Origin of the sequence: Henriciella sp. (assembly GCF_029936995.1) — a bacterium.
GTDB lineage: Bacteria > Pseudomonadota > Alphaproteobacteria > Caulobacterales > Hyphomonadaceae > Henriciella.
On sequence record NZ_JAPYRE010000006.1, the window covers coordinates 180,862 to 202,364 of the forward strand.

Sequence of the window (21,503 nt, forward strand, 5' to 3'; positions counted from 1 at the left end):
TGCAACGACATCTGCTCTCTGGTTGAATGGGGCATAGAGGGAGAGAGTATGCAGGTCAGAAGGATCGTTATTGCGGGTGGTGGTACGGCTGGCTGGATGACAGCTGCCGGACTTTCCAAGCTTCTCGGCCCGCTTGGCCTGGATATCTGTCTCGTAGAATCCGAACAGATCGGCACTGTTGGTGTCGGTGAGGCAACTCTGCCTCACATGCGTTTCTTCAATCGAACTCTGGGGCTGGACGAACGCGAGCTGATGGCTTTCACCAACGCGACGTTCAAGCTTGGCATCGAGTTTCGTGACTGGGCGCGGATTGGCGATTCCTATGTTCATCCCTTCGGGGATTATGGCCCCGCAGATCAGGAAATCCCTTTTCACCATGTCTGGCATCGTCTGCATGCGGAGGGCCGGGCTGGGCGGATTGATGATTTTTCCCTGCCCGTGCGGATGAGTGAGCGTGGGAAGTTCGACTTTCCCTCTACAGACCCGGACAACCTGCTGTCGACTTTCTCCTATGCCTACCAGCTCGATGCGAGCCTTTATGCGAAGTATCTGCGCCGTTTCTCGGAGGCCAATGGAGTGCGCCGTATCGAGGGGCGCATCATGTCGGTCGAACGGAATGGCGATAGCGGTGACATAAGGGCGCTGGCACTAGAAAGCGGCGAACGGCTGGAAGGCGAATTGTTTATCGACTGTACAGGCTTCCGGGCCATGTTGATCGGCAAGGAGATGGGCGCAGAATTCGATGACTGGTCGAATTGGCTGCCATGTGACCGGGCAATTGCCGTGGCGTGCGAAATGGCCGGGGAAAGTGTCGCCTACACGCGCGCGACCGCCCGGCCGGCAGGCTGGCAATGGCGTATCCCCCTTCAGCACAGAACAGGCAATGGGCACGTCTATTCCAGCGACTGCATGAGCGATGACGAAGCCGCGGACATCCTGCTGGGGTCTCTGGAAGCCAAAGCGCTTGGCGACCCGAAATTCCTGCGTTTCAAGGCCGGCATGCGCCCGAAGCAATGGGTGGGAAACTGCGTCTCAATCGGGCTTTCAAGCGGTTTCCTTGAGCCACTGGAGTCGACAAGTATCTATCTCATTCAGGCAGGAATAACCGCACTTGCAGAGCTGATGCCAAGTGGTGGAGTCGATACGCGGGATATCGAGGAATTCAACCGGGTCATGCAACTCGAATATGACCGGATTCGGGATTTCTTGATCCTGCATTATCATGTCACCGAGCGTGATGATTCAGACTTCTGGAATTATGTCCGCACAATGAGCATTCCGGATAGCCTGCGGGAGAAAATCGAGCTCTTTCGGTCACGCGGCGTTGTGCAGGAGTACAAGGACGGGCTGTTCCTGCACCCAAGCTGGGTTGCGGTGTATCTTGGCCAGCGTGTCATGCCGCAGGGTCGTGACCCGCGGGCGGACGCAATGGATGAGGCGCGCCTTAATGAGATGCTCGACTTGCCTGCGCAGATCGAGCGTAAACTCGACCCCTGTGCGGCTCATGAAGATGCCGTGAAATCATACTGCAAGCCTCGTATGGCGGCCCCCTCATGAGCCGGACTGTCTTCATCCTTGGTGATACGGTCGAAGCCTGGGCTACTGGCCTGTATGTCAGGCGCGTTCTGGATAAACTGGTGGACAATGTCGTGATCGCGCCATCGGCAGAACATCGGACCTCTGAGCCGTCTGCCCTTGTCGCGCCTCCGCAGACAAAACGCTTTTTTTCGTCCCTTGGACTGACAGAGGAGATACTTTTTCGAGAGGCGGGGGCGAGCTTCCTGTTGGGTGCCGAAATCAGGGCGCAAGAGACCTTTACTCTCGCCTATGGCCAATATGGTGTGCCGGCCAACTCCGTTCCTTTCCATCATTTCTGGATGCGTATGATGGATGTGGATGCTGCAGCGCCTTTCGATCATTACTCATTTGGCGCCGAGCTTGCCCGGTCCGGCCGCTTCGTCCATCCGTCACCAGATCCGAAACGCATCGAGTCGAGTTTCGATTATGGTTATACCCTTGAAGGTACCGCCTTTGGCGCCTGTCTTCGGGCGCAAGCGCTGTCGGCCGGTGTGATGCAAGCCTCGGCACAGGACATTGAGGAAGTGTCCCCCTGGCTGGTGCTCGATTGTACGGGGCGGGAAAGCCGAGGAAACTGGGTTTCCTGGCCGGACTTGCCGGAGAGTTTCTCTGTTGATGAAGAGGTCTCAGAAGAGCCTTCCGGCAACCTTTCTGTCTATACGGTCCAGCGCCTTGCGGACGGGGTTTCCATCTGCCTGCACCCCCGCAAGCCGACTGTGACCCGGAGGCTTGGGATTTCAGCGGGCGGAGAATGCAGGACAGGCCGGTCTGAAGCGCCGTGGCGGGGCAATGCCGTTTCGCTTGGTGGTTCGGCCTGTCAGTTGCCGGGGCTGCATTCACCCCAGTTTCTGCTTCTCCACGCCCAGCTTGACCTGCTTGCCAGCCTGCTGCCTGCTGAAAATGTGGCAGTTGATGTTGTCGCTGCTGAATACAATCGCAGGGCGACACGGATGATGGACAATGTCGCCGATTTCGACGCTCTCGCCCTGACATCGCTGAAAAAAGCAGGGCTGTGGCGCTATTCAGCCCCCTCACTTGCCCGCAAGGCCGAGCAGTTTGTGAGCCGGGGCCGGCCTGTCACTTATGACGATGAGCTTTATTCCGAACAGGATTGGATCGCAGCTTTTATAGGAGCAGGCTTTCTGCCTGAACGCGTCTCACCGCTGGCGCTTGCCGCGCCTCTCGAGGCGGTCGAGCGCAATTATGAAGGGCTTCGCAGGGCGATTGTACAGGCCGCTTCACGCCTTCCGGACCAGCAGCAATACCTAGACCACCTCTTGTCGATACAACAGGGGGCGCCGAATGCTGTCTGAGAACGGGTTGCGCGATATCATTATTGTGGGCGGGGGCACGGCGGGCTGGATGACGGCGGCTGCGCTATCCCGGCTCATGGCCAATGGCCAGACCCGTATCCGGCTGATCGAATCTGACGATATCGGCACAGTGGGCGTTGGTGAGGCGACAATTCCGCCGATCAATACCTTCAACCGGCTGCTAGGTATTGACGAAAACGATTTCGTGGCCAGGACACAGGCCACCTTCAAGCTTGGCATCGAATTCGAGGACTGGCTCAGGCCCGGCCATTCCTACCTGCACCCGTTCGGGGAGTTCGGTCTCGATATCGAAGCGGTGAAATTCTACCAGTTCTGGCTGAAATATTCCCGCGAGCAGGAGATTCCGCCGCTCGGGGAGTTCTGCCTGTCCGCTGTGGCGGCGAAAGCCGGAAAGTTCCTGACACCGGGCCATGATCCGCATTCTGTGCTCTCGACACTGGCCTATGCATTCCATTTCGATGCGACGCTCTATGCGCGCTACTTGCGTGAATATTCCGAAGCGCGCGGTATACAGCGTATCGAAGGCAAGGTCGTCGATGTGGGCTTGCGCGGCGAAGACGGCTTTATCGAGCATGTCAAGCTGGGCTCCGGGCAAACTGTTGAGGGCGATTTTTTTATCGACTGCACTGGCTTTCGTGCACTTCTGATCGGACAGGCGCTGGGTGTTGGCTACGAAGACTGGACGCACTGGCTGCCCTGCGACCGTGCGGTTGCCGTGCCGAGCCACCGCCAGCATGCCCCGCTTCCCTATACCCGTGCCATAGCGCGCCCGGCCGGATGGCAGTGGCGTATCCCGTTGCAGCATCGCACCGGCAATGGTCATGTCTATTGTGGTGAGTTCATGAGCGATGATGCAGCGACCGAAGCACTATTATCCAATCTGGATGGTGAGCCTTCCGCATCGCCGCGGCAGCTCCGGTTCACGACCGGACGACGGGAGCGTTTCTGGGAAAAGAACTGTATCGCCATCGGCCTGTCGGCAGGCTTTATGGAGCCGCTGGAGTCGACCAGTATTCACCTCATACAGGCAGGTATCTCTAAGCTCATTGCTCTCATGCCGGACCGTGGTTTCGCGCCGGTCGAGCGCAATGAATATAACCGGCTCACGGCCATGCAGTTCGAGCAGATCCGGGACTTCCTGATCCTGCACTACAAGGCAACCGAACGCGACGATACCGGGTTCTGGCGCTATGTCCGCAACATGGACATCCCTGACAGTCTTGAACGCAAGATCGAGCTATTCCGCTCGAAGGGGCGTATATTCCGGTTCGAGGATGAACTCTTCGGGGAGTCCAACTGGCTTGCAGTCATGCTGGGGCAGGGGATTATGCCGCGAACCTGGGACCCGATGGTTGATACGGTCGCCCCTGCCAAAGCGCTCGAAACCATGCGGCATGTGCATCAGGCCATTCATGATGTCGCCCGGCGCATGCCCACCCACCAGGCCTATATCGACCGGTATTGCGCCGCAGAGAAACTGACAGCCTGAGAAGGATGCCATGCAGATCAACCGTATTCGAAAAGTCCTGATCGTGGGCGGGGGAAGCGCCGGATGGATGACGGCCGCCGCACTCTCCAAGCTGCTCAAGAACGATTACTGCGAGATTCAGCTGGTTGAATCCGAGCAGATCGGGACGGTTGGCGTCGGTGAGGCGACGATCCCCCAGATCGGAACGTTCAACCGGACTCTCGGCATCGACGAGACCGATTTCATCCGGAAAACACGTGCGACTTTCAAGCTTGGTATCGAGTTCCAGGATTGGGGCAGGCTCGGAGATTCCTATATCCATCCCTTTGGGCCCTATGGCCTCGACATGGACGGGGTCTCCTTCCATGCCTTTTTCCTGAAGCATCACGGCAAGGATTATGCGCCGGAGACGACCGAGCAGTATTCGCTACAGGCGCTTGCCGCGCGCCAGGCGAAATTCATGCGGCCGGTTAATGCGGGCAATTCGCCGCTTTCCAAGATTGCCTATGCCTTTCATTTCGATGCGACGCTTTATGCTGCCTATCTGCGTGCGGAGTCCGAAAATCGAGGCGTCGAGCGTGTTGAAGGCAAGGTCACGAACGTCAACCAGAACCCGGAGACCGGCTTTGTGACTTCGATCGACCTTGAAGACGGGCAGAATCTCGAGGCTGATCTCTTTATTGACTGCACCGGATTCCGTGGCCTCCTGATCGAGGGCGCGCTGGAAACAGGCTATAATGACTGGTCTCACTGGCTGCCGGTCGACCGGGCGATTGCCGTGCCGACCGAGCGGGGTGAAGGGCCGCTTGTTCCGCATACAAAATCGATTGCGCGGGAGGCAGGCTGGCAGTGGCGTATCCCCCTGCAGCACCGCACCGGTAATGGCCATGTCTATTCCAGTGACTTCGTGAGCGACGAGCAGGCTCATGATACGCTGATGAATAACCTCGATACGAAGCCAACAGCCGAGCCGAGGTCGCTGCGCTTCAGGACAGGCCATCGCAAGAAGTTCTGGAACAAGAATGTTGTCGCGCTCGGCTTGTCTGCCGGATTTCTCGAGCCACTGGAGTCGACCAGTATTCACCTTGTACAGTCAGGTGTTGGCCGCTTGCTTCAGATGTTCCCGGACCGGGAGTTCAATCAGGCGGACATTGACCGCTATAACCGGATCACGACGTTCGAGTTCGAGCGTATCCGGGACTTCCTGATCCTGCATTATCACGCCACAGAACGAGATGATTCAGAGTTCTGGAACTATGTGCGCAACATGGAGATTCCGGATTATCTGGCCGACAAGATACGCCTGTTCAGGAGCTATGGCCGCATCTTCCGTGAGAATGACGAGCTGTTCAACGATACGAGCTGGTTCTCTGTCATGATTGGCCAGCGTATCCGTCCGGAGGCATATGACCCGGTTGCCGATGTGCAGTCTCCAGCTGAAACGGCCGAACGCATTGCCAATATCCGCTCCGTCATCGAGACGTCAGCTGGCCACATGCCGCAACATGCCGATTATATTGCACAGAACTGTGCTGCCGATGATCCCATAAAGGTCTGATCAGCGCGGCATGGCTTCTGCGTAGAGACCGAATGTAGCACCGACAAAGCCACCCGCCGTGCGTGTACTGAGCGGCTTGCCGTCCAGTCCCCGGGCAATAGTTGTCCATTCATCACTTTCGTCCGGACGGTAGGCGAAGTCATAGACATCACCGCGTGCCTGGATACGAAGTTGTAGAGACGTGTCTGGGTAGGGGGTGAGCATATCGCGCGCAATCTCCTCGCCGCCTTCGGGCGCTTCACCGCCTGCCTTTCTGCGCAGTGTGATAATCGCAGAGCCGTCAGCGGCCTTGCCGAGACCCAGCGCATAGAAATGATTGTCGTTCTGGAGCACGGCGATACCGGCTTCGCTGCCTGGCCTGTCGGGGGCGAAAGTGAGTGAGGTGGTCACTTCGGCATTCTGGTGTTGTTGACGCCGGCCCAGATAGGAGGGCTGTTTGCCACTGCCGATCGAGACGGGGCGTGCCTCAATCTCGAGAGCCCCATCAGGCAGCGACCACCAGGGGCTTTCCGGGACGCGGAGGGTCATCCAGTGCAGGGGCAATGCATCGCCCTCAAACTCTTCACGCAGCACGAAATTGCCGGATAGCGGTGTGACTTCAGTAAGCGGTTCAAAGCCTGCCGGTCGTGTTTTGCTGCTATAGGGAACTTCCTCTCCAGTTTCGGTGATAACCGGCCAGCCATCCTTCCACGCGACCGGCATGAGGAAAGTTTCCCGGCCGGTGTTGTAATGGTCGCCTTCATAGGGCCGCACGCCGAGAAAGGTTGCCCACCAGTCGCCTGCTGCATCCTGTACGAGGTCGGCATGGCCCACTGATGTGATGGGATTGGGGCGATCGGCAGACAGGTCGCGCTGGGTCAGGATGGGGTTCTTTTCATGCGCGGTGTAAGGGCCGGTTATCGACTTCGAGCGCAGCACGACCTGTGAATGGTCGATTGCTGTGCCGCCTTCCGCCGCGCTCAAATAGTACCAGCCATCGAGCTTGTAGATATGCGGCCCCTCGATCCATATGGGCTTGTCTTCGGGACGGACACCGCCATCGATAATCATCACGGGTTCGGACACTGGCTGAAACGTCTCCGGGTCGATTTCCCTGATCCAGATGGCGCGATGTCCCTCATAGGTCGAACCGCCCTCCGGTGCGTCATTGTTCATGAGCCAGACTTTTCCGTCCGTATCGAAGAAAAGGGACGGATCGATCCCGCCAACTTCCGGCAGCCAGACCGGATCGGACCACGGCCCGGCAGGGTCTTCGGACGTCACGATGAAATTACCGCCGCAATCGACGCATGTATTGGCAACATAGAAAGTGCCCTGATGATACTCGATCGTGGGTGCAAAGACCCCGCGTGACAGGCCGAGATCGTCGAAATCGAGCATCCCCGACCGATCTATTACGTTGCCGACCTGCTGCCAGTTCACGAGATCCCTGCTGTACATGACAGGGATGCCGGGGAAATAGCCGAAGGTCGAGGTGACGAGGTAGAAGCCGTCGTCTGCCTGCGTAACGCTCGGGTCAGGATAGAACCCGGCCAGAACCGGATTGAGATAACCGCCCGGGCCTGGAGGGTCACGAAAGGCCGGGTCATCCCCGCGATATTCGAACCAGTCGAAGCGCGCGATAGAGATGTCCTCCTTAACAGGCTCAGCCTGAGATGCGGGGTCGCCAGCGCACGCTGTAGCTGCAATGGCAGCAGCAAGTGATAAAAGAACTCGGCTGGACATGATCCATCAGCCTCCCTGGTGATTTTTTTGTCCTTCTGGTCAACCAGCGGGTAGACGCAGACGATAATTGAATGATAGCGTTACCATAAATAATGAAAGAACCAAGCCCGGATCATGAACGGGCCATGCGGACGGGAGGCTGCAATGACGGATTTTACACGGCGGGATGCTTTGAAGCTGGGGGCAGGTGCCTCTGCGGCCCTCGGTGCCGGGGCCTGTAGCGCAACACCTCAGAGGGTAGCTGCAGATATAGAGTCGGCCACGCCCCTGCATGAGCTGGCTGGCAAGAAGGGTGTCCGGTTCGGATCTGCCATGGGGGCCGGGCAGCTTGATGATGCGCGCTACAAGGACATCATGCGGCGCGAATGCGCCACCATGGTCGCCGAAAACGAGCACAAATGGTACACGATCTACCCTGATCCAAGGACGGTTAATTTCGACCCGGCTGACAGGCTTGTCACATTCGCAAAGGATAATGGCCTTACCATGCGAGGTCATACACTGCTCTGGCATCGTGAGAAATGGTCGCCCCAGTGGGTCAATGATCTCGAATTCGAATCTGCTTCTGAAACGGCTGAGTTTGTCGAGCAGAAGGTCGCGCGTATCGCTCAGCGCTATGACCCGTTCATCTATGCCTGGGATGTGGTGAACGAAGCCGTGGACGAAGAGACGGGGGCCTTCCGGCAGACATCGCTTTCAGCGCGAATGGGAGAGCAGCTCATCGATCACTGCTTCGCCGTCGCAAAGGAGAACGCACCGAATGCGCGGCTGGTCTATAATGACTTCATGAGCTGGGAATCGACCAGCGCTGCCCATCGGGCAGGTGTCCTGCGGCTGCTGGAGGGGTTGAAGAAACGTAATGTCCCCATTGATGGCGTCGGCCTGCAAAGCCATTCCAATTATGAGATGCCGGACGAGTTCACCCGGCAAAAGCAGAAGAACTGGATCGCTTTTTGCGATGAAATCACGGGTATGGGGCTGGAACTCTACATCACCGAGTTCGACGTCAACGACACGGATCTAAGGCCTGACATCGCATATCGTGACCGGCTTATCGCTGATTACACACGGGATTATTTTGACCTCATGCTGGATTATCCGCAGCTAAAGGAGGTGCTGATCTGGGGCATGGTGGATGACCAGAACTGGCTCCAGGACTTCCTTCCGCGAACGGATGGCGTGCTGAAACGGCCGACCGTCTATGACGAGAATTACAAGGCCAAGTCCATGCGCACGGCTATCGCCGATTCCTTGCGGGGCGCGGCGTATCGAGAGCCGATCTGACCGCAATCAGGTCAGTTTCGCGGGTTCTTCGCATCAAAACGTTCAGTCTTCAGCACTTGTTCACGCTAACGGTGAAGGCTCTTGCCATCACTGTAGCGGACTAGTTACAGGCATATACCTGTAATCATGCGGATTGGACGAAAGAACATTGAACAAGCGTCAGCCAATTACCATCAAGGAGGTCGCCGAGAAAGCCGGCGTCTCCCAGATGACTGTCTCGCGGGTGCTGAACAAGCAGAAGCTCGTCAAGGAATCGACACGCGAGAAAGTTGAGGCCGCCATCGCGGCGTTGAACTACCGGCCCAATCTCATGGCGCGAGGGCTGGCGGGCGGCCGTTCGAAATTGATCGGCCTGGCCTACTATAACCCCAGTCCCAGCTATCTCAGCGCGCTCCTGGTCAGCGCCCTGAAGCATTGCCGCGACCTCGGCCATCATCTTGTTATCGAGGACCTTGCCGATATCGAGAATGACTCCGATACGTCCGCAATCGTGAAACGCCTGAGTACGATCCGGCTGGATGGCCTGATCCTGGCACCACCCCTGAGTAGCAACACGGCGCTCCTCAAGCTGATTCAGGAGTTCGGCCTTCCTACTGTCCTGCTTGGTAATACGGAGTCGGCTGAAAGTCAGTCCACAGTCGTTTTTGATGATACCGCTGCGGCGCAGAGAATGACTGACTTGCTGATTGAGAAGGGGCATGACCGCATTGGTTTTATCTGTGGTCCTCTTGATCATCCGTCGAGTGGCCAGCGTCATGATGGGTACAGACAGGCCCTGAAAGCGGCGGGCATTCAATTTGATGAGGCGCTGGTTTTTGAGGGCGACTTCACCTTCCGGTCCGGTATGGATATTGGTGACCGGATGCTTGATCTGGATGTTCCGCCGACAGCCATCTTTGCCAGTAACGACGACATGGCAGCCGGCGTGATTGCCGCCGCACAGCGCCGCTCTGTCCAGGTCCCCGAACAGCTTGCGATTGTCGGCTTTGACGATACAGCCATTGCAGCTGCGATCTGGCCACGGCTGACAACTGTGCATCAGCCGATTGCTGAAATGGCGCAGGATGCTGTCGATATCATCTCGCAAGTTACCAGCAGTGACTGGAATGGTCAGCCGCTGCATCTCATCAATAACAATATCCAGATCATCGAGCGTGAGAGCCTGAGCGAACGCGGATAGCGCCGGAAAAACGGTTTACAGACTTCTCTCCCTGTATTTATGTTAGCCCTATCATAAATACAGGGAGAGAAGTCGATGGGCAGTTTGCAAAGCCGCGAAAGGTGCCGGTTCGGGTCTATTTTCAGAAGCGGTGCGGCGATCTTGGCCGCAGGCGTACTCGTTGCCGGGCAGGCCGGTCTCGCCCAGGGCCAGACTTCTGCTGAGACAGCTTCCGCTGAAACGCCGGCTTACATGGATGCAGAGCTGAGCGTTAAGGAGCGCGTGGACGATCTTCTTTCACGCATGACGCTTGAAGAGAAGATTGCCCAGATTACCACCGTCTGGACCGCCAAGACCGAGCTGTTTGACGAACAGGGCCGATTTGATCCTGAAAAAGCAAAAAATCTCTACCCTGACGGAATCGGGCATTTTGCCCGTCCAAACGATTTGCAGGGGGCATCGAGTCCCCTTGAAGAGCCATTTCGCGATGAGCAGGAGACCGTGCAGCTCGTCAATGCGATCCAGCGATATGCTGTCGAAGAGACGCGCCTTGGCATTCCGGTCCTGTTCCACGAAGAGGGGCTCCACGGCTATGCCGCACGTGGGGCGACATCGTTCCCGCAGGCAATCGGCCTTGCCTCAACCTGGGATCCGGCCCTGATCGAAGACATCTATTCCGTGGTTGCGCGTGAAATCAGGGCCCGCGGCCCGCACATGGTGCTCTCGCCGGTTGTGGATGTTGCGCGTGACCCGCGCTGGGGGCGTATCGAGGAAACCTATGGCGAAGATCCATACCTTGCCGGACGGATCGGGCTGGCTTCCGTGCTCGGATTTCAGGGCCGGAGCCTGCCCCTGGCCGATGACAAGGTCTTTGCGACCCTCAAGCACATGACGGGTCACGGGCAGCCGGAAAGCGGCACCAATGTCGGCCCTTCCAATCTTTCCGAGCGCTTGCTCAGGGAAGTATTCTTCCCGCCCTTTGAATACATTGTCGAAAACTCGAACATTCACAGCGTCATGGCTTCGTACAACGAGATTGATGGTGTGCCCTCACATGCGAATGGCTGGCTGCTGAATGATGTCTTGCGCGGTGAGTGGGGCTTCGAAGGCGCGGTTGTCAGTGATTATTGGGGCATTGATGACCTTGTGCGTCTGCACGGGGTCGAGCCCAACATGAAGCAGGCGGCTGTGCGTGCCCTGAAGGCCGGTGTCGATTTCGATCTGCCGGATGGCAATGCTTTCAAGCTGCTGCCGGAAGCGCTTGAAGAAGGCCTCGTCACCGAAGCGGAGATCGATCAGGCGGTTCGCCGGATGCTGGAGATCAAGTTCCTCTCAGGCATGTTCGAGGATCCTTACGCCGACGCAGAGTATGCCGTGGAAGTTACCGACAATGCCGAGGCTCGTGCGCTGGCTGAAGAGGCAGCTCGCAAGTCCGTCGTGCTGCTCAAGAATGACGGAATGCTACCACTCGACAAGAATGGGTTGGGTACGCTGGCGGTTATCGGCCCGAATGCTGATGCTGTGCGGCTTGGGGGGTATTCCGATGTGCCCACGCGCGTGCTCACCGTACTCGACGGGATCAAGGCGGAGGCAGACGATGCCCTTAATATTGTACATCACCCTGGCGTCGAAATAACCTCGCAAGGCGACTGGTGGGAAAACGAGATCATTCTCGCCGACCGGGAGAAAAATCTTCAGATGATCGAAGAGGCAAAGCAGGTTGCTGAAGGCGCCGATGCGATTGTTCTTGTGATCGGCGGGACTGAGGCCACCAGCCGTGAAGGCTGGGACAATCAGCATCTTGGCGACCGGACCGATATCGAGCTTGTCGGCGAACAGAAGGAGCTTGCCGAGGCCATGTTCGCGCTCGGCAAACCGGTTACGGTTGTTCTCATCAACGGCAAGCCGCTTGGTGTAGAGGACGTTGCCGCGCAGGCGAACGCACTGGTCGAGGGCTGGTATCTTGGTCAGGAAGGCGGCACGGCGATGGCCGATATCCTGTTCGGCAATGCCAATCCCGGCGGCAAGTTGCCGGTCACGATTGCGCGCAATGTCGGCCAGTTGCCGCTCGTCTACAATCACAAGCCGAGCGCGCTCAGGGGCTATCTTTTCGATACCACCGAGCCTCTTTTCCCGTTCGGGTATGGCTTGTCCTATACTACGTTCGAATATGGTGCGCCGACGCTCTCGGATGCTTCCATCCCGGTTGATGGAGAGGTCACGGTCAGCGTCGATGTGACCAATACAGGCGATGTGGCTGGTGACGAGGTCGTCCAGCTTTACCTGCGCGACGTCGTTTCTTCCGTGACCCGGCCGGTACAGGAACTGCGTGGCTTTGAGCGGATAACGCTTGCACCGGGGGAGACCCGCACGGTCACATTCACGCTCGGCGAAGACGATTTGCGTTTCTGGAACCGGGACATGGAGCGTGTTGTCGAGCCCGGCGCGTTCGAGATCATGACCGGGACAAGCTCGGCAGACACACAGAGCGTGACCCTGACAGTCGAATAGAACGATGCTTGCCTGATGCCCTGCGGGGCGTCAGGCTGACAGCGGACGGGCAGACCGGGAGACAAAGCGTGCAGCCTGATGCCGGCAGCCAGCCGCAAGTACGGCTCGAGGAGATTGGCCGCGAGCGCAATCCTGTCATAATCATAGATCAGGCAATACCGGGCGCTGGGACACTGATCGATACAGCCGCCAGCCAGGGCGTTTTCTCCAGACGCGGGCCATATTATCCCGGCGTGCGCACGCCGGGCCCTCGCGCATATGTCGACGCGGTCGGGCGGACATATGGCGGGCTGATCTGCGATGTTTTTGGCTGGCAGAGTGAAGGAATGCAGCCGGCGGGCTGTGATTTTTCGCTGGTGACGACCCCGCCTGAAGAACTGGTCCTGTACCAGCGCCTGCCGCATATCGACGGGACGAGCCCGGATCTCGTCGCGATTCTGCACTATCTTTGCGGGCCTGAAACCGGGGGGACGGGGTTCTTCAGGCATGTCGCGACAGGTTATGAATCGCTCACGGCTGAACGTCATGCCGGATATACTGAATCCCTGAAAACAGAGCTGGCTGAGACAGGCGAGCCGCCAGCGCGCTATCCGGGGGCCTCGCCGCATTTCGAGCGTGTTCGCGACTATGCCTGCACGTTCAACCGTATCCTGGTCTATCGCGGCAACTTGTTGCATTCCGGGCTTATTCCGGAGGACTTGCCGCTGTCTGACGATCCGCGCACCGGGCGGTTGACGCTTAACACATTCTTCCAGCGTGGCCCGCGCGGGGCATGAAAAAAGACGGCAGAAGCCAAGCCCCTGCCGTCCTTTATGAAGCGCGGAATGAAGCAGTCTAGCCTTGCATGTCTTCCAGTTCCTTGCCCTTGGTCTCCTTCACGGCCCAGACAACGAAGAAGATCGAGATGATCGCGAAAGCAGTATACAGGCCATACGCCCCGGTGAGCCCGATTGCAGGTGCAGCCAGCAAGACCGGGAAGCTCCATGTGATCAGGAAATTCGCGATCCACTGGAAAAAGCCTGCAACAGCCAGGCCGGAGCCGCGGATCTGGTTCGGGAACATTTCGCCCAGCATGACCCACATGACCGGTCCCCAGGAGAAATTGAAAAACATCACATAGGCATTGGCCGCAATCAGCGCGAGCAGGGCCATGGAGGTTGATAGCTTCAGGCTGCCATCCACAAGCGCGCCGGTTGAGAATGAGAAAGCAACAAGGCCGAGTGTGATGGCCATGCCGATCGAGCCGATAAGCAGCATGGGTTTCCGTCCGATCCTGTCGATCAGAAGAAGGCCCACAGCCACGGCCCCGATACTTAGTGCTCCCGACAGCACATTCGTGGCCAGTGCGTCGCTTTCTGTGAAACCTGCGGCCTGCCAGAGCACAGCACCGTAATAGAAGACAACGTTGATGCCGACGAGTTGCTGGAATACGGCCAGGCCGATACCGACCCAGATGATCGGGCGAAGGATCGACCCGCCACGAAAGATATCGGCGATGCGGGGCTGATGGTCACGGGCAAGTGATTCTTCGATTTCCGTGACCTTGCCGGCGGCACGGTTCTGCCCCGATATCCGTACGAGAATATTCTGGGCAACTTCTTTCTTCCCGGACACTACGAGATAGCGCGGGCTTTCCGGGATCGCGAGCAGCGCCACGAAAAAGATACCGGCTGGAATAAGCTCGATCCAGAACATCCAGCGCCATGCCTCGAAGCCCCACATCCATTCATTGGAGGCAGAACCTGCTGCATTGGCGATCACGAAATTACTGAGGAAAGCTACGAACAGGCCTGAAATGATCGCAACCTGCTGGATAGAGGACAGGCGTCCGCGCATGTGGGCTGGGGCGACTTCGGAAATATAGGCGGGCGCCATGACACTTGCGGCGCCAACGGCCAGCCCACCGATGATCCGGTAGATAACGAATTCAAGCGAGGAGCCCGAAATTCCCGACCCCCAGGCGCTTATGATGAAAAGGATCGCCGCAGCGATCATCATCGTGCGCCTGCCGAACATGTCGGAGAGTTTACCGGCGGCTGCAGCGCCAACCGCACAGCCCAGAAGTATGGATGCGACATTGAAGCCTGTCACGGCGGCATCCGAGTTGAAAGCCGCGCTTAATCCGTCCACCGTTCCGTTGATCACGCCGCTGTCGAAGCCGAACAGGAAGCCGCCGATGGTCGCGACGCAGCTGATCAGCAGAACAAAGGCAAAATCACCCTCGAAACGGCTTTTCGCCGTTGTGGTATCCGTCATGTCTCCTCCCGTTCCTCAAATGAGGACTCTTTCTGGTTCTTTAGCAGCCTCAATGTTAGGGCTATCATTTCGAGGCTACCGCACGTTTCGTCTACGTCAAAGACTTTTTCCCGATAAGCATCAAGTTTGCGGTCCAGTGAGGAGATTGAGTGATTTGAGATCATCATGACAGGCAGAATACCCAGGACCCATCGCAAAATAATCCGTCGGGCTATTGTCCACCACTCTTTGTGATGTTAGCGGTATCAATATAAAGACAAAAAACCGGCGCTCATTATGCCGGCAGAGGGCAAGGAAGCCGGAACGTATGTTTCTGGGAATTGATATCGGTACATCGAGTGTGAAAGCCGTCCTGATGGACGAGGCCGGCGCGGTGGTTGATTCCAGTAGTGCAGAGGTCCCGATTTCACGGCCGAAACCGCTCTGGTCTGAACAGAATCCAGCGGACTGGTGGACCTCAACCAACATGGCCATCGCTGGCCTCAGCGTGAAGCATAGACACGGCGTACGCGCCATTGGACTGTCCGGGCAAATGCATGGGGCGACGCTGCTCGACGACTCCCTGACACCTCTTCGTCCCGCAATCCTCTGGAATGACGGTCGTAGCCATGCCGAAGCGGCGGACCTGCAAGTGCGTGAGCCTGAATTTGTGTCCAGGGGCGGCAACCTCGTCATGCCGGGATTCACGGCGCCAAAGCTCGAATGGGTGCGCCAGCAAGAGCCGGAAGTGTTCGCCAGGACCGCCAAGGTTCTCCTGCCGAAAGACTATGTCCGCCTACGGATGACCGGTGAGCTTGCCTCCGACATGTCGGACTCGGCTGGCACGCTCTGGATGGATGTTGCCGGACGCAAATGGCACGAACCGCTGCTCGAAGCCTGCGGACTGACAACTGACCAGATGCCGGAACTTTATGAGGGCATTGAAGAGACCGGCATACTCCGCCGCGAAGCAGCTGAAGCCTGGGGGATGGACCGTGTACCCGTTATAGCTGGCGGCGGCGACAACGCGGCGGGCGCCGTGGGTGCCGGCATTGTTGACGAAGGCGACGCGCTCCTGTCTCTCGGCACATCAGGTGTAATTTTCGTTGCCGGAACAGAATTCCGCTCCAATCCGGGCTCTGCAGCCCACGCTTTCTGCCACGCTTTGCCGGAGCGCTGGCACCTGATGTCAGTCATGTTAAGCGCGGCAAGCTGCCTTGACTGGGCCTGCCAGTTAACCGGCACGAAGACGGCTGAGCAGCTGATCAACCTGGCCAGCCAGGATGCAAAAATCGCATGTGAGGAAGTCTTCCTGCCGTATCTTTCGGGTGAGCGTACGCCGCACAACAACCCGCATGCGAGTGGTGTTCTGTTCGGACTTGGTCACGACTCCTCAAAAGGGCAGGTGGCTCAGGCCGTGCTTGAAGGTGTTGCTTTTGGCATGGCGGATGGCTTCGACGCACTGCTGGCCTCAGGAATTGATGTGCATTCGATCTCGGTCATTGGCGGTGGCTCACAATCTTCCTATTGGGGGCGCATTCTCGCTGGCGTTCTCAAGCGCCCGCTCGTGTATCGCGACGGGGCCGCAACCGGTCCTGCACTGGGGGCCGCCCGGCTGGCCCGCTTCTCACAGGTCAAGGGTGCGATTGACGAGGCTTTTGCTGCCCCGCGCGCAATCAACGTGATCGAGCCGCAAGACAACGACATGGACCGCCTGGACGAGAAACGCGTGAAATTCACGCGGCTCTATCAGGCGCTGTCCCCGGAATTCACAGGAGATTGAAATGGCAGATAGTAATGCAGTCCCGGGTAAGCCGTCCCCCTTCGCTGACATGGCGCCCATCACGTTCGAAGGGCCTGACAGTGACAACCCGCTTGCTTACCGCTTCTACAACAAGGACCAGAAGGTCCTCGGAAAGCGTATGGAAGACCATCTGCGCATGGCGGTCTGCTATTGGCACACCTTCTGCTGGGACGGCTTTGATGTCTTCGGGGCCGGGACGTTCAACCGCCCGTGGCAGAACCCGGCCAATGACCGCGACGCTGCCGATGCCCGCATGGCGGCCGCCTTCGACTTCTTCAAGGTCCTTGGCCTGCCCTTCTACTGTTTCCACGATGAAGATGTGACGGAAGCCTCCGATACGCCGGACGCACTATCGAACAATTTCAAGCGCGCCAGCGACAATCTTGCCCGCTATCAGGAAGAAACAGGCGTGAAACTCCTCTGGGGTACGGCTAAACTGTTCGGGCATCCCCGCTATGCAGCGGGCGGGCTCACCAATCCAGACCCGGAAGTTGCCGCCTGTGCAATACGCCAGATCCGTGACTGTCTTGAGGCAACTCATAAGCTCGGCGGGGCGAACTATGTCCTTTGGGGCGGGCGTGAAGGTTATGACACGCTGCTCAACACTGACCTATCGCGTGAGCTTGAAAACTTTGGCCGCTTCCTGAGCATGGTTGTCGAGCACAAGCACAAGATCGGCTTTCAGGGTAAGATCCTGATCGAGCCGAAGCCGCACGAACCAATGTATCACCAGTATGATTTCGATGTGGCGACCATTCACGGCTTCCTTCGCCGCTTCGATCTGCTGGGCGAGGTCCACGTGAATATCGAGCCGAACCACTCGACGCTGTCGGGCCACAGCTTCTCGCACGAGGTTGCAACCGCCGTTTCACACGGCATGATGGGCTCGATCGATATCAATACGGGCAACTATCAGAATGGCTGGGACACCGATCAGTTCAACCTGGATGTCCGCGATATCACGCAGGCGCTGATCGAGCTCCTGCCATCAGGCGGCTTCGATACGGGCGGTTTCAATTTCGACGCCAAGGTGCGCCGCCAGAGCTCCGACGAGATCGATCTGGTCTATGCGCATGTTGGCGGGGCCGATGCGCTTGCTCGTGCGCTTCTGAGCGCGGCAGACCTCATCGAGCGCGGCGATATACAGGCTTTCAAGGATGAGCGCTATGCCGGCTGGAAGGGCGATCTGGGCCGGAAGATGCTGGCCAATGATGCCAGCCTTGAGAGCATTGCAGACCATGCCGCTTCAGCCGGGATCAATGGCAAGCACACCTCCGGGCGCCAGGAATATCTCGAAAATCTCATCAATCGCAGCCTGAAATAGGAGAGCGATCATGAAATTCTTTGTCGATACAGCCGATGTGGATGCCATCCGTGACCTGCATGAGCTTGGTCTCGTCGATGGCGTCACCACCAATCCGAGCCTGATCGGTAAGTCAGGCAGGGACTTCCGGGAGGTTGTCGCGAAAATTTGCGAGGTGACTGATGGCCCTGTGAGCGCCGAGGTCATTGCGACAGATGAAGACGGCATGTTGAGCCAGGGCCGCTCTCTTGCCGGAATTGCCTCGAATATTGTGGTGAAATTGCCGCTGACGCTTGAGGGCTTGAAAGCCTGCCGGAAGCTGACAGCAGAGAACATCAGAACGAACGTAACACTGTGCTTTTCAGCCAATCAGGCGCTCCTCGCGGCCAAGGCCGGGGCGAGCTATATCTCGCCTTTTATCGGGCGGCTCGACGATATTCATATCGAGGGCACCGAGTTGATCGGGGATATTCGCACCATCTATGACAACTATGGTTTCGAAACCGAGATTCTTGCCGCCTCGATCCGCAATCCGCTGCATGTGAAAGCGTGCGCGCTCATCGGAGCGGATGTCGTCACGGCACCACCTGCCGTCATTCGTTCGCTTGCTACTCATATGCTTACAGATAAGGGGCTCGATGCGTTCCTGGCCGATGCGAAGAAAGCTGGAATCAAGGTCTGACCCAGGCCTTGACGGTCGTTGTTGATCCATTTCCTCCGGGGTTTTCAACGATACTTGGCCACCCGGCGGGCAGTTGCCGGGTGGCCGTCTGTTAAAGGATAGGACTGATGCGCCCGAAACCGCTGATTGCCGCCGCTGCGCTTTTCCCGTTGGCTTTCGGGCTCGTGTCCGGACAGCCGGTACAGGCTGAACCCACACTTGAGCGGCCTTATACCGACCATGCCGTTATCCAGCGAAACAAACCGGTCTCACTAGCCGGTCTGGCGGCAGGCGGTTCGGCTGTCGATATCACCTTTGCCGGCAGAAGCCTTCAGACGCAGGCGGACAAGGATGGCCGCTGGCAGGCAATGATGGAGCCAGTACCAGCCGGCGGACCATACACTTTGAGCGTGGAAGACAGCGACGGGCGGCTGGAACTCACCGATGTCATGGTCGGTGATGTGCTTCTATGCTCCGGTCAGTCCAACATGGAATACCCGGTCTACCGCGCGCTTAATCCTGACGCTGCCGTCAGCGGAAGCGAGGATGATAAGCTGCGTCTGCTGACCGTCCCCAGAAGCACCGCGCTTACGCCGCAGGCGCATTTGCCCGATGGGGCTGGCTGGGCAGTCTCAGGCCCTGACGTGGTGCGAGACTTCTCAGCCGTCTGTTATTTCACAGGGCGCCAGCTGCGTGCTGACAGTGATGTGCCTGTCGGCCTGATTGATGCGTCTTGGGGAGGTTCACAGATTGAGGCATGGTTACCTGCCAAAGCGATGGAGCCGCTTGGTATCCATGGCGCACAGCTCGGCCTGTTGGAAAGCTACCGGAAAGACCCGGAAGCAGCGATGGCAAGCTTTGGAGAGACATGGGAATCCTGGTGGCGGGAAGCGCATGGCAGTACGCCCTGGGCGAGCACGTCTGAAGATGCAGACTGGAATCCGGTTCCCGAAACTTTTCCAGACTGGAAGGTCTATGACGACCCGGAGACGGAAAATCATTACGGTCGGCTCTGGTATAGCCGGGAGGTCGAACTCACAGAAGCGCAGGCCGATGGAGCAGCGTCAATTTCGCTGGGCCTGTTCGACGATACAGATGCAACCTGGGTCAACGGACACTTCATTGGCTCGACATCGAGCTGGAGCGACCATCGCACCTATAATGTCCCCCAAGGCATTCTGAAGCCTGGCTCCAACACGATCATGATCAATGTGCTCAACACTTATGGGCAGGGTGGCATGATGGGGCCGGGCGAAGCTATCGCGTTGAAGTTCGGGAATGGCAACACCCTGCCACTTGGTGACGACTGGCAATACCGGGTGGTCCACCAGCCGGATTCAGGCGGCCCGCGCCCGCCCTGGGAAACTGTCACAGGTTATACGGCCATCCAGAATGCCATGATCGCGCCGCTTGCCGGAATAAGCCTCAAGGCTGCGATCTGGTATCAGGGTGAAAGTAATGTAGGCCGGGCAGACGAATACCAGCCATTGCTGCAAGCTCTGATGGACACTTGGCGTGATTATTTCGGCAAGGACCTGCCGGTTGTTATCGTACAGTTGCCGGTCTATGGTGCCATGCCGGATACGCCCGTTGATTCCGGATGGTCTGGCATCCGCGAGGCCCAACGGAAAGTGGCGCTGTCTGACCCGCAAACCGGTCTTGCTGTCACGCTGGATGCTGGTGACCGCACAGACATTCATCCCGCCAACAAACTGCTGGTGGCAGAGCGCGTCAGCCGTATTCTGAGCATCCTGATGGAGCAGACCAGTGGGCATGAAGATGGCGCTTCGCCGCAAAGTGTCGCGTTTGACGGCAACACGATAAAGATCACGCTTCCTGAAGGCCGCTACAAGGTGATCGGGTCCAATGCCCCCAATGCGTTTGAGGTTTGCGACACGTCCGGCGTTTGCGCCTGGGCAGATGCCCGCATCGAGGGGAGGCAGGTTCTTGTGAACTTGCAGAAGGCTGCCGATCCCCGCGAGATCCGTTATTGCTGGGGAGATGCGCCAGTTTGCAATCTGTTCACTTCGGCCGATGTGCCTGTGACACCTTTCCAGGTTGAAGTGCCTGCGCGGTAGAATATCTCAGGATTATCTCCTTTTTAGCGGGGCTTGGAGCTCCGGCTCAAGAGCCAAGATTGCAGGGTCTCCCTGTCGATAATCTGTAGCTGACTGTAGCCCGGTTCAATAAGTTTGAGGGTTGAGAGTTCGCCCAACGCGCGGTTCAGGGAAGCCCGCGAAACGCCGAGGCTGGATGCTAGGTCTGATTGTCTGAAACGCAACAACGGGCTTGTGGTGTTTTCCGGGGAAAGAAGAAGCAGGAATTTCGCTGTCCGCTCAAGCAAGGGCAGACGCTGGAGCGCATCCAGCATTTCAAGAAGGCGGTGGGCCCGCACCAGTGAAGTGACCAGCAAGGCTCTCTGATAGGCCGGTTCTTCATCGCAGATGGCGAGAAAGCGGCTGGCCGAAATCTGGAGGAGAGTGGTCTCTCCCACCGCGGACACATCATGGGTTCGGGGAAGCTCGGTAAAGACCGTGAACTCGCCGAACGTGTGTCCATGTCCGAGATAGGACGTCAGGATGAAAGTGCCGTCCGGTCCATATATGCCGACCTGGGCACCGCCTGTCTCGATAATGGAAATGCCGCGCAATGTGTCACCACGACTGTGGACAAGCTGGCCATCGCGGAATTTCCGGCGAAACCCGGCGTCTGACAGTCGGGCGATCATGTCGGCAGATAGCGCACTGAGGAAGGGGGTGACCCTGAAGCCGGGAAGGTCGCTCATACAAGAATGTCGCATATTTGACATTCTTGTCCATCCGATCCTGCTATTTTCCGAGAAAGCTCCAGACAGAACTGGACAAAAGGGCCAAGGAATAAGCC

15 protein-coding genes are annotated in these 21,503 nt (G+C 57.9%); 12 read left to right on the top strand and 3 right to left on the bottom strand.

From position 1 onward, the window contains the following. Positions 1-48 precede the first annotated feature (48 nt). From Q1K31_RS13975 to Q1K31_RS13990, 4 genes are read left to right on the top strand one after another with little or no spacing between them, the layout of a single operon-like run. Positions 49-1,557: a tryptophan halogenase family protein gene (locus tag Q1K31_RS13975; protein WP_300380797.1), complete on the top strand. Its 1,509-nt coding sequence runs from the start codon at positions 49-51 to the stop codon at positions 1,555-1,557. Beyond that, on the top strand, positions 1,554-2,891 hold the full coding sequence (locus Q1K31_RS13980; RefSeq protein ID WP_300380799.1) for a tryptophan 7-halogenase: 1,338 nt from the start codon (positions 1,554-1,556) through the stop codon (positions 2,889-2,891). Before Q1K31_RS13975 ends, Q1K31_RS13980 begins: the two co-directional genes overlap by 4 nt. After that, the gene (locus Q1K31_RS13985; protein WP_300380802.1) at positions 2,881-4,401 is read left to right on the top strand and encodes a tryptophan halogenase family protein; all 1,521 of its coding nucleotides are present in this window, start codon (positions 2,881-2,883) and stop codon (positions 4,399-4,401) included. The genes Q1K31_RS13980 and Q1K31_RS13985 overlap by 11 nt, the downstream gene beginning before the upstream one ends. 10 nt (positions 4,402-4,411) lie before the next feature. Further along, a complete protein-coding gene (locus tag Q1K31_RS13990; protein ID WP_300380805.1) occupies positions 4,412-5,938 on the top strand; it encodes a tryptophan halogenase family protein in 1,527 nt (508 codons plus the stop codon). Here the strand turns inward: Q1K31_RS13990 and Q1K31_RS13995 are convergent, their stop codons facing one another. Then, the gene (locus Q1K31_RS13995; protein WP_300380807.1) at positions 5,939-7,663 is read right to left on the bottom strand and encodes a glycoside hydrolase family 43 protein; all 1,725 of its coding nucleotides are present in this window, start codon (positions 7,661-7,663) and stop codon (positions 5,939-5,941) included. Between the two features lie 144 nt (positions 7,664-7,807). Between Q1K31_RS13995 and Q1K31_RS14000 the strand changes: the two genes are divergently transcribed. From Q1K31_RS14000 to Q1K31_RS14015, 4 genes are all read left to right on the top strand, one after another. Then, a complete protein-coding gene (locus tag Q1K31_RS14000) occupies positions 7,808-8,947 on the top strand; it encodes an endo-1,4-beta-xylanase (protein WP_300380810.1) in 1,140 nt (379 codons plus the stop codon). A gap of 148 nt (positions 8,948-9,095) precedes the next feature. After that, complete coding sequence (locus tag Q1K31_RS14005; RefSeq protein WP_300380813.1) at positions 9,096-10,127, top strand: LacI family DNA-binding transcriptional regulator; 1,032 nt, start codon at positions 9,096-9,098, stop codon at positions 10,125-10,127. A 141-nt stretch (positions 10,128-10,268) separates the two neighbouring features. Continuing rightward, on the top strand, positions 10,269-12,617 hold the full coding sequence (locus tag Q1K31_RS14010; RefSeq protein WP_300380816.1) for a glycoside hydrolase family 3 N-terminal domain-containing protein: 2,349 nt from the start codon (positions 10,269-10,271) through the stop codon (positions 12,615-12,617). A 68-nt stretch (positions 12,618-12,685) separates the two neighbouring features. Next, positions 12,686-13,393, top strand: coding sequence for a DUF6445 family protein (locus tag Q1K31_RS14015; protein WP_300380819.1), 708 nt, complete (start codon positions 12,686-12,688; stop codon positions 13,391-13,393). Between the two features lie 58 nt (positions 13,394-13,451). On the opposite strand, the gene Q1K31_RS14020 is transcribed toward Q1K31_RS14015, so the two are convergent. Further along, entirely contained in the window at positions 13,452-14,873 is a 1,422-nt protein-coding gene (locus Q1K31_RS14020; RefSeq protein WP_300380821.1) for a sugar porter family MFS transporter, read from the bottom strand. 307 nt (positions 14,874-15,180) lie between these two features. On the opposite strand from Q1K31_RS14020, the gene xylB reads away from it, so the two are divergent. The 4 genes from xylB (at position 15,181) to Q1K31_RS14040 (ending at position 20,698) form a co-directional block, all read left to right on the top strand. Further along, positions 15,181-16,635, top strand: coding sequence for a xylulokinase (xylB, locus tag Q1K31_RS14025; protein WP_300380823.1), 1,455 nt, complete (start codon positions 15,181-15,183; stop codon positions 16,633-16,635). Between the two features lies 1 nt (position 16,636). Next, positions 16,637-17,980, top strand: a complete 1,344-nt coding sequence (gene xylA / locus Q1K31_RS14030) for a xylose isomerase (RefSeq protein WP_367187589.1) — start codon at positions 16,637-16,639, stop codon at positions 17,978-17,980. A 10-nt stretch (positions 17,981-17,990) separates the two neighbouring features. Then, positions 17,991-18,641, top strand: coding sequence for a fructose-6-phosphate aldolase (gene fsa, locus Q1K31_RS14035; protein ID WP_300380826.1), 651 nt, complete (start codon positions 17,991-17,993; stop codon positions 18,639-18,641). Positions 18,642-18,748: 107 nt separating this feature from the next. Further along, complete coding sequence (locus Q1K31_RS14040; protein ID WP_300380829.1) at positions 18,749-20,698, top strand: sialate O-acetylesterase; 1,950 nt, start codon at positions 18,749-18,751, stop codon at positions 20,696-20,698. Positions 20,699-20,721: 23 nt separating this feature from the next. Here the strand turns inward: Q1K31_RS14040 and Q1K31_RS14045 are convergent, their stop codons facing one another. After that, positions 20,722-21,405: a Crp/Fnr family transcriptional regulator gene (locus Q1K31_RS14045; RefSeq protein ID WP_300380832.1), complete on the bottom strand. Its 684-nt coding sequence runs from the start codon at positions 21,403-21,405 to the stop codon at positions 20,722-20,724. Positions 21,406-21,503 lie beyond the last annotated feature (98 nt).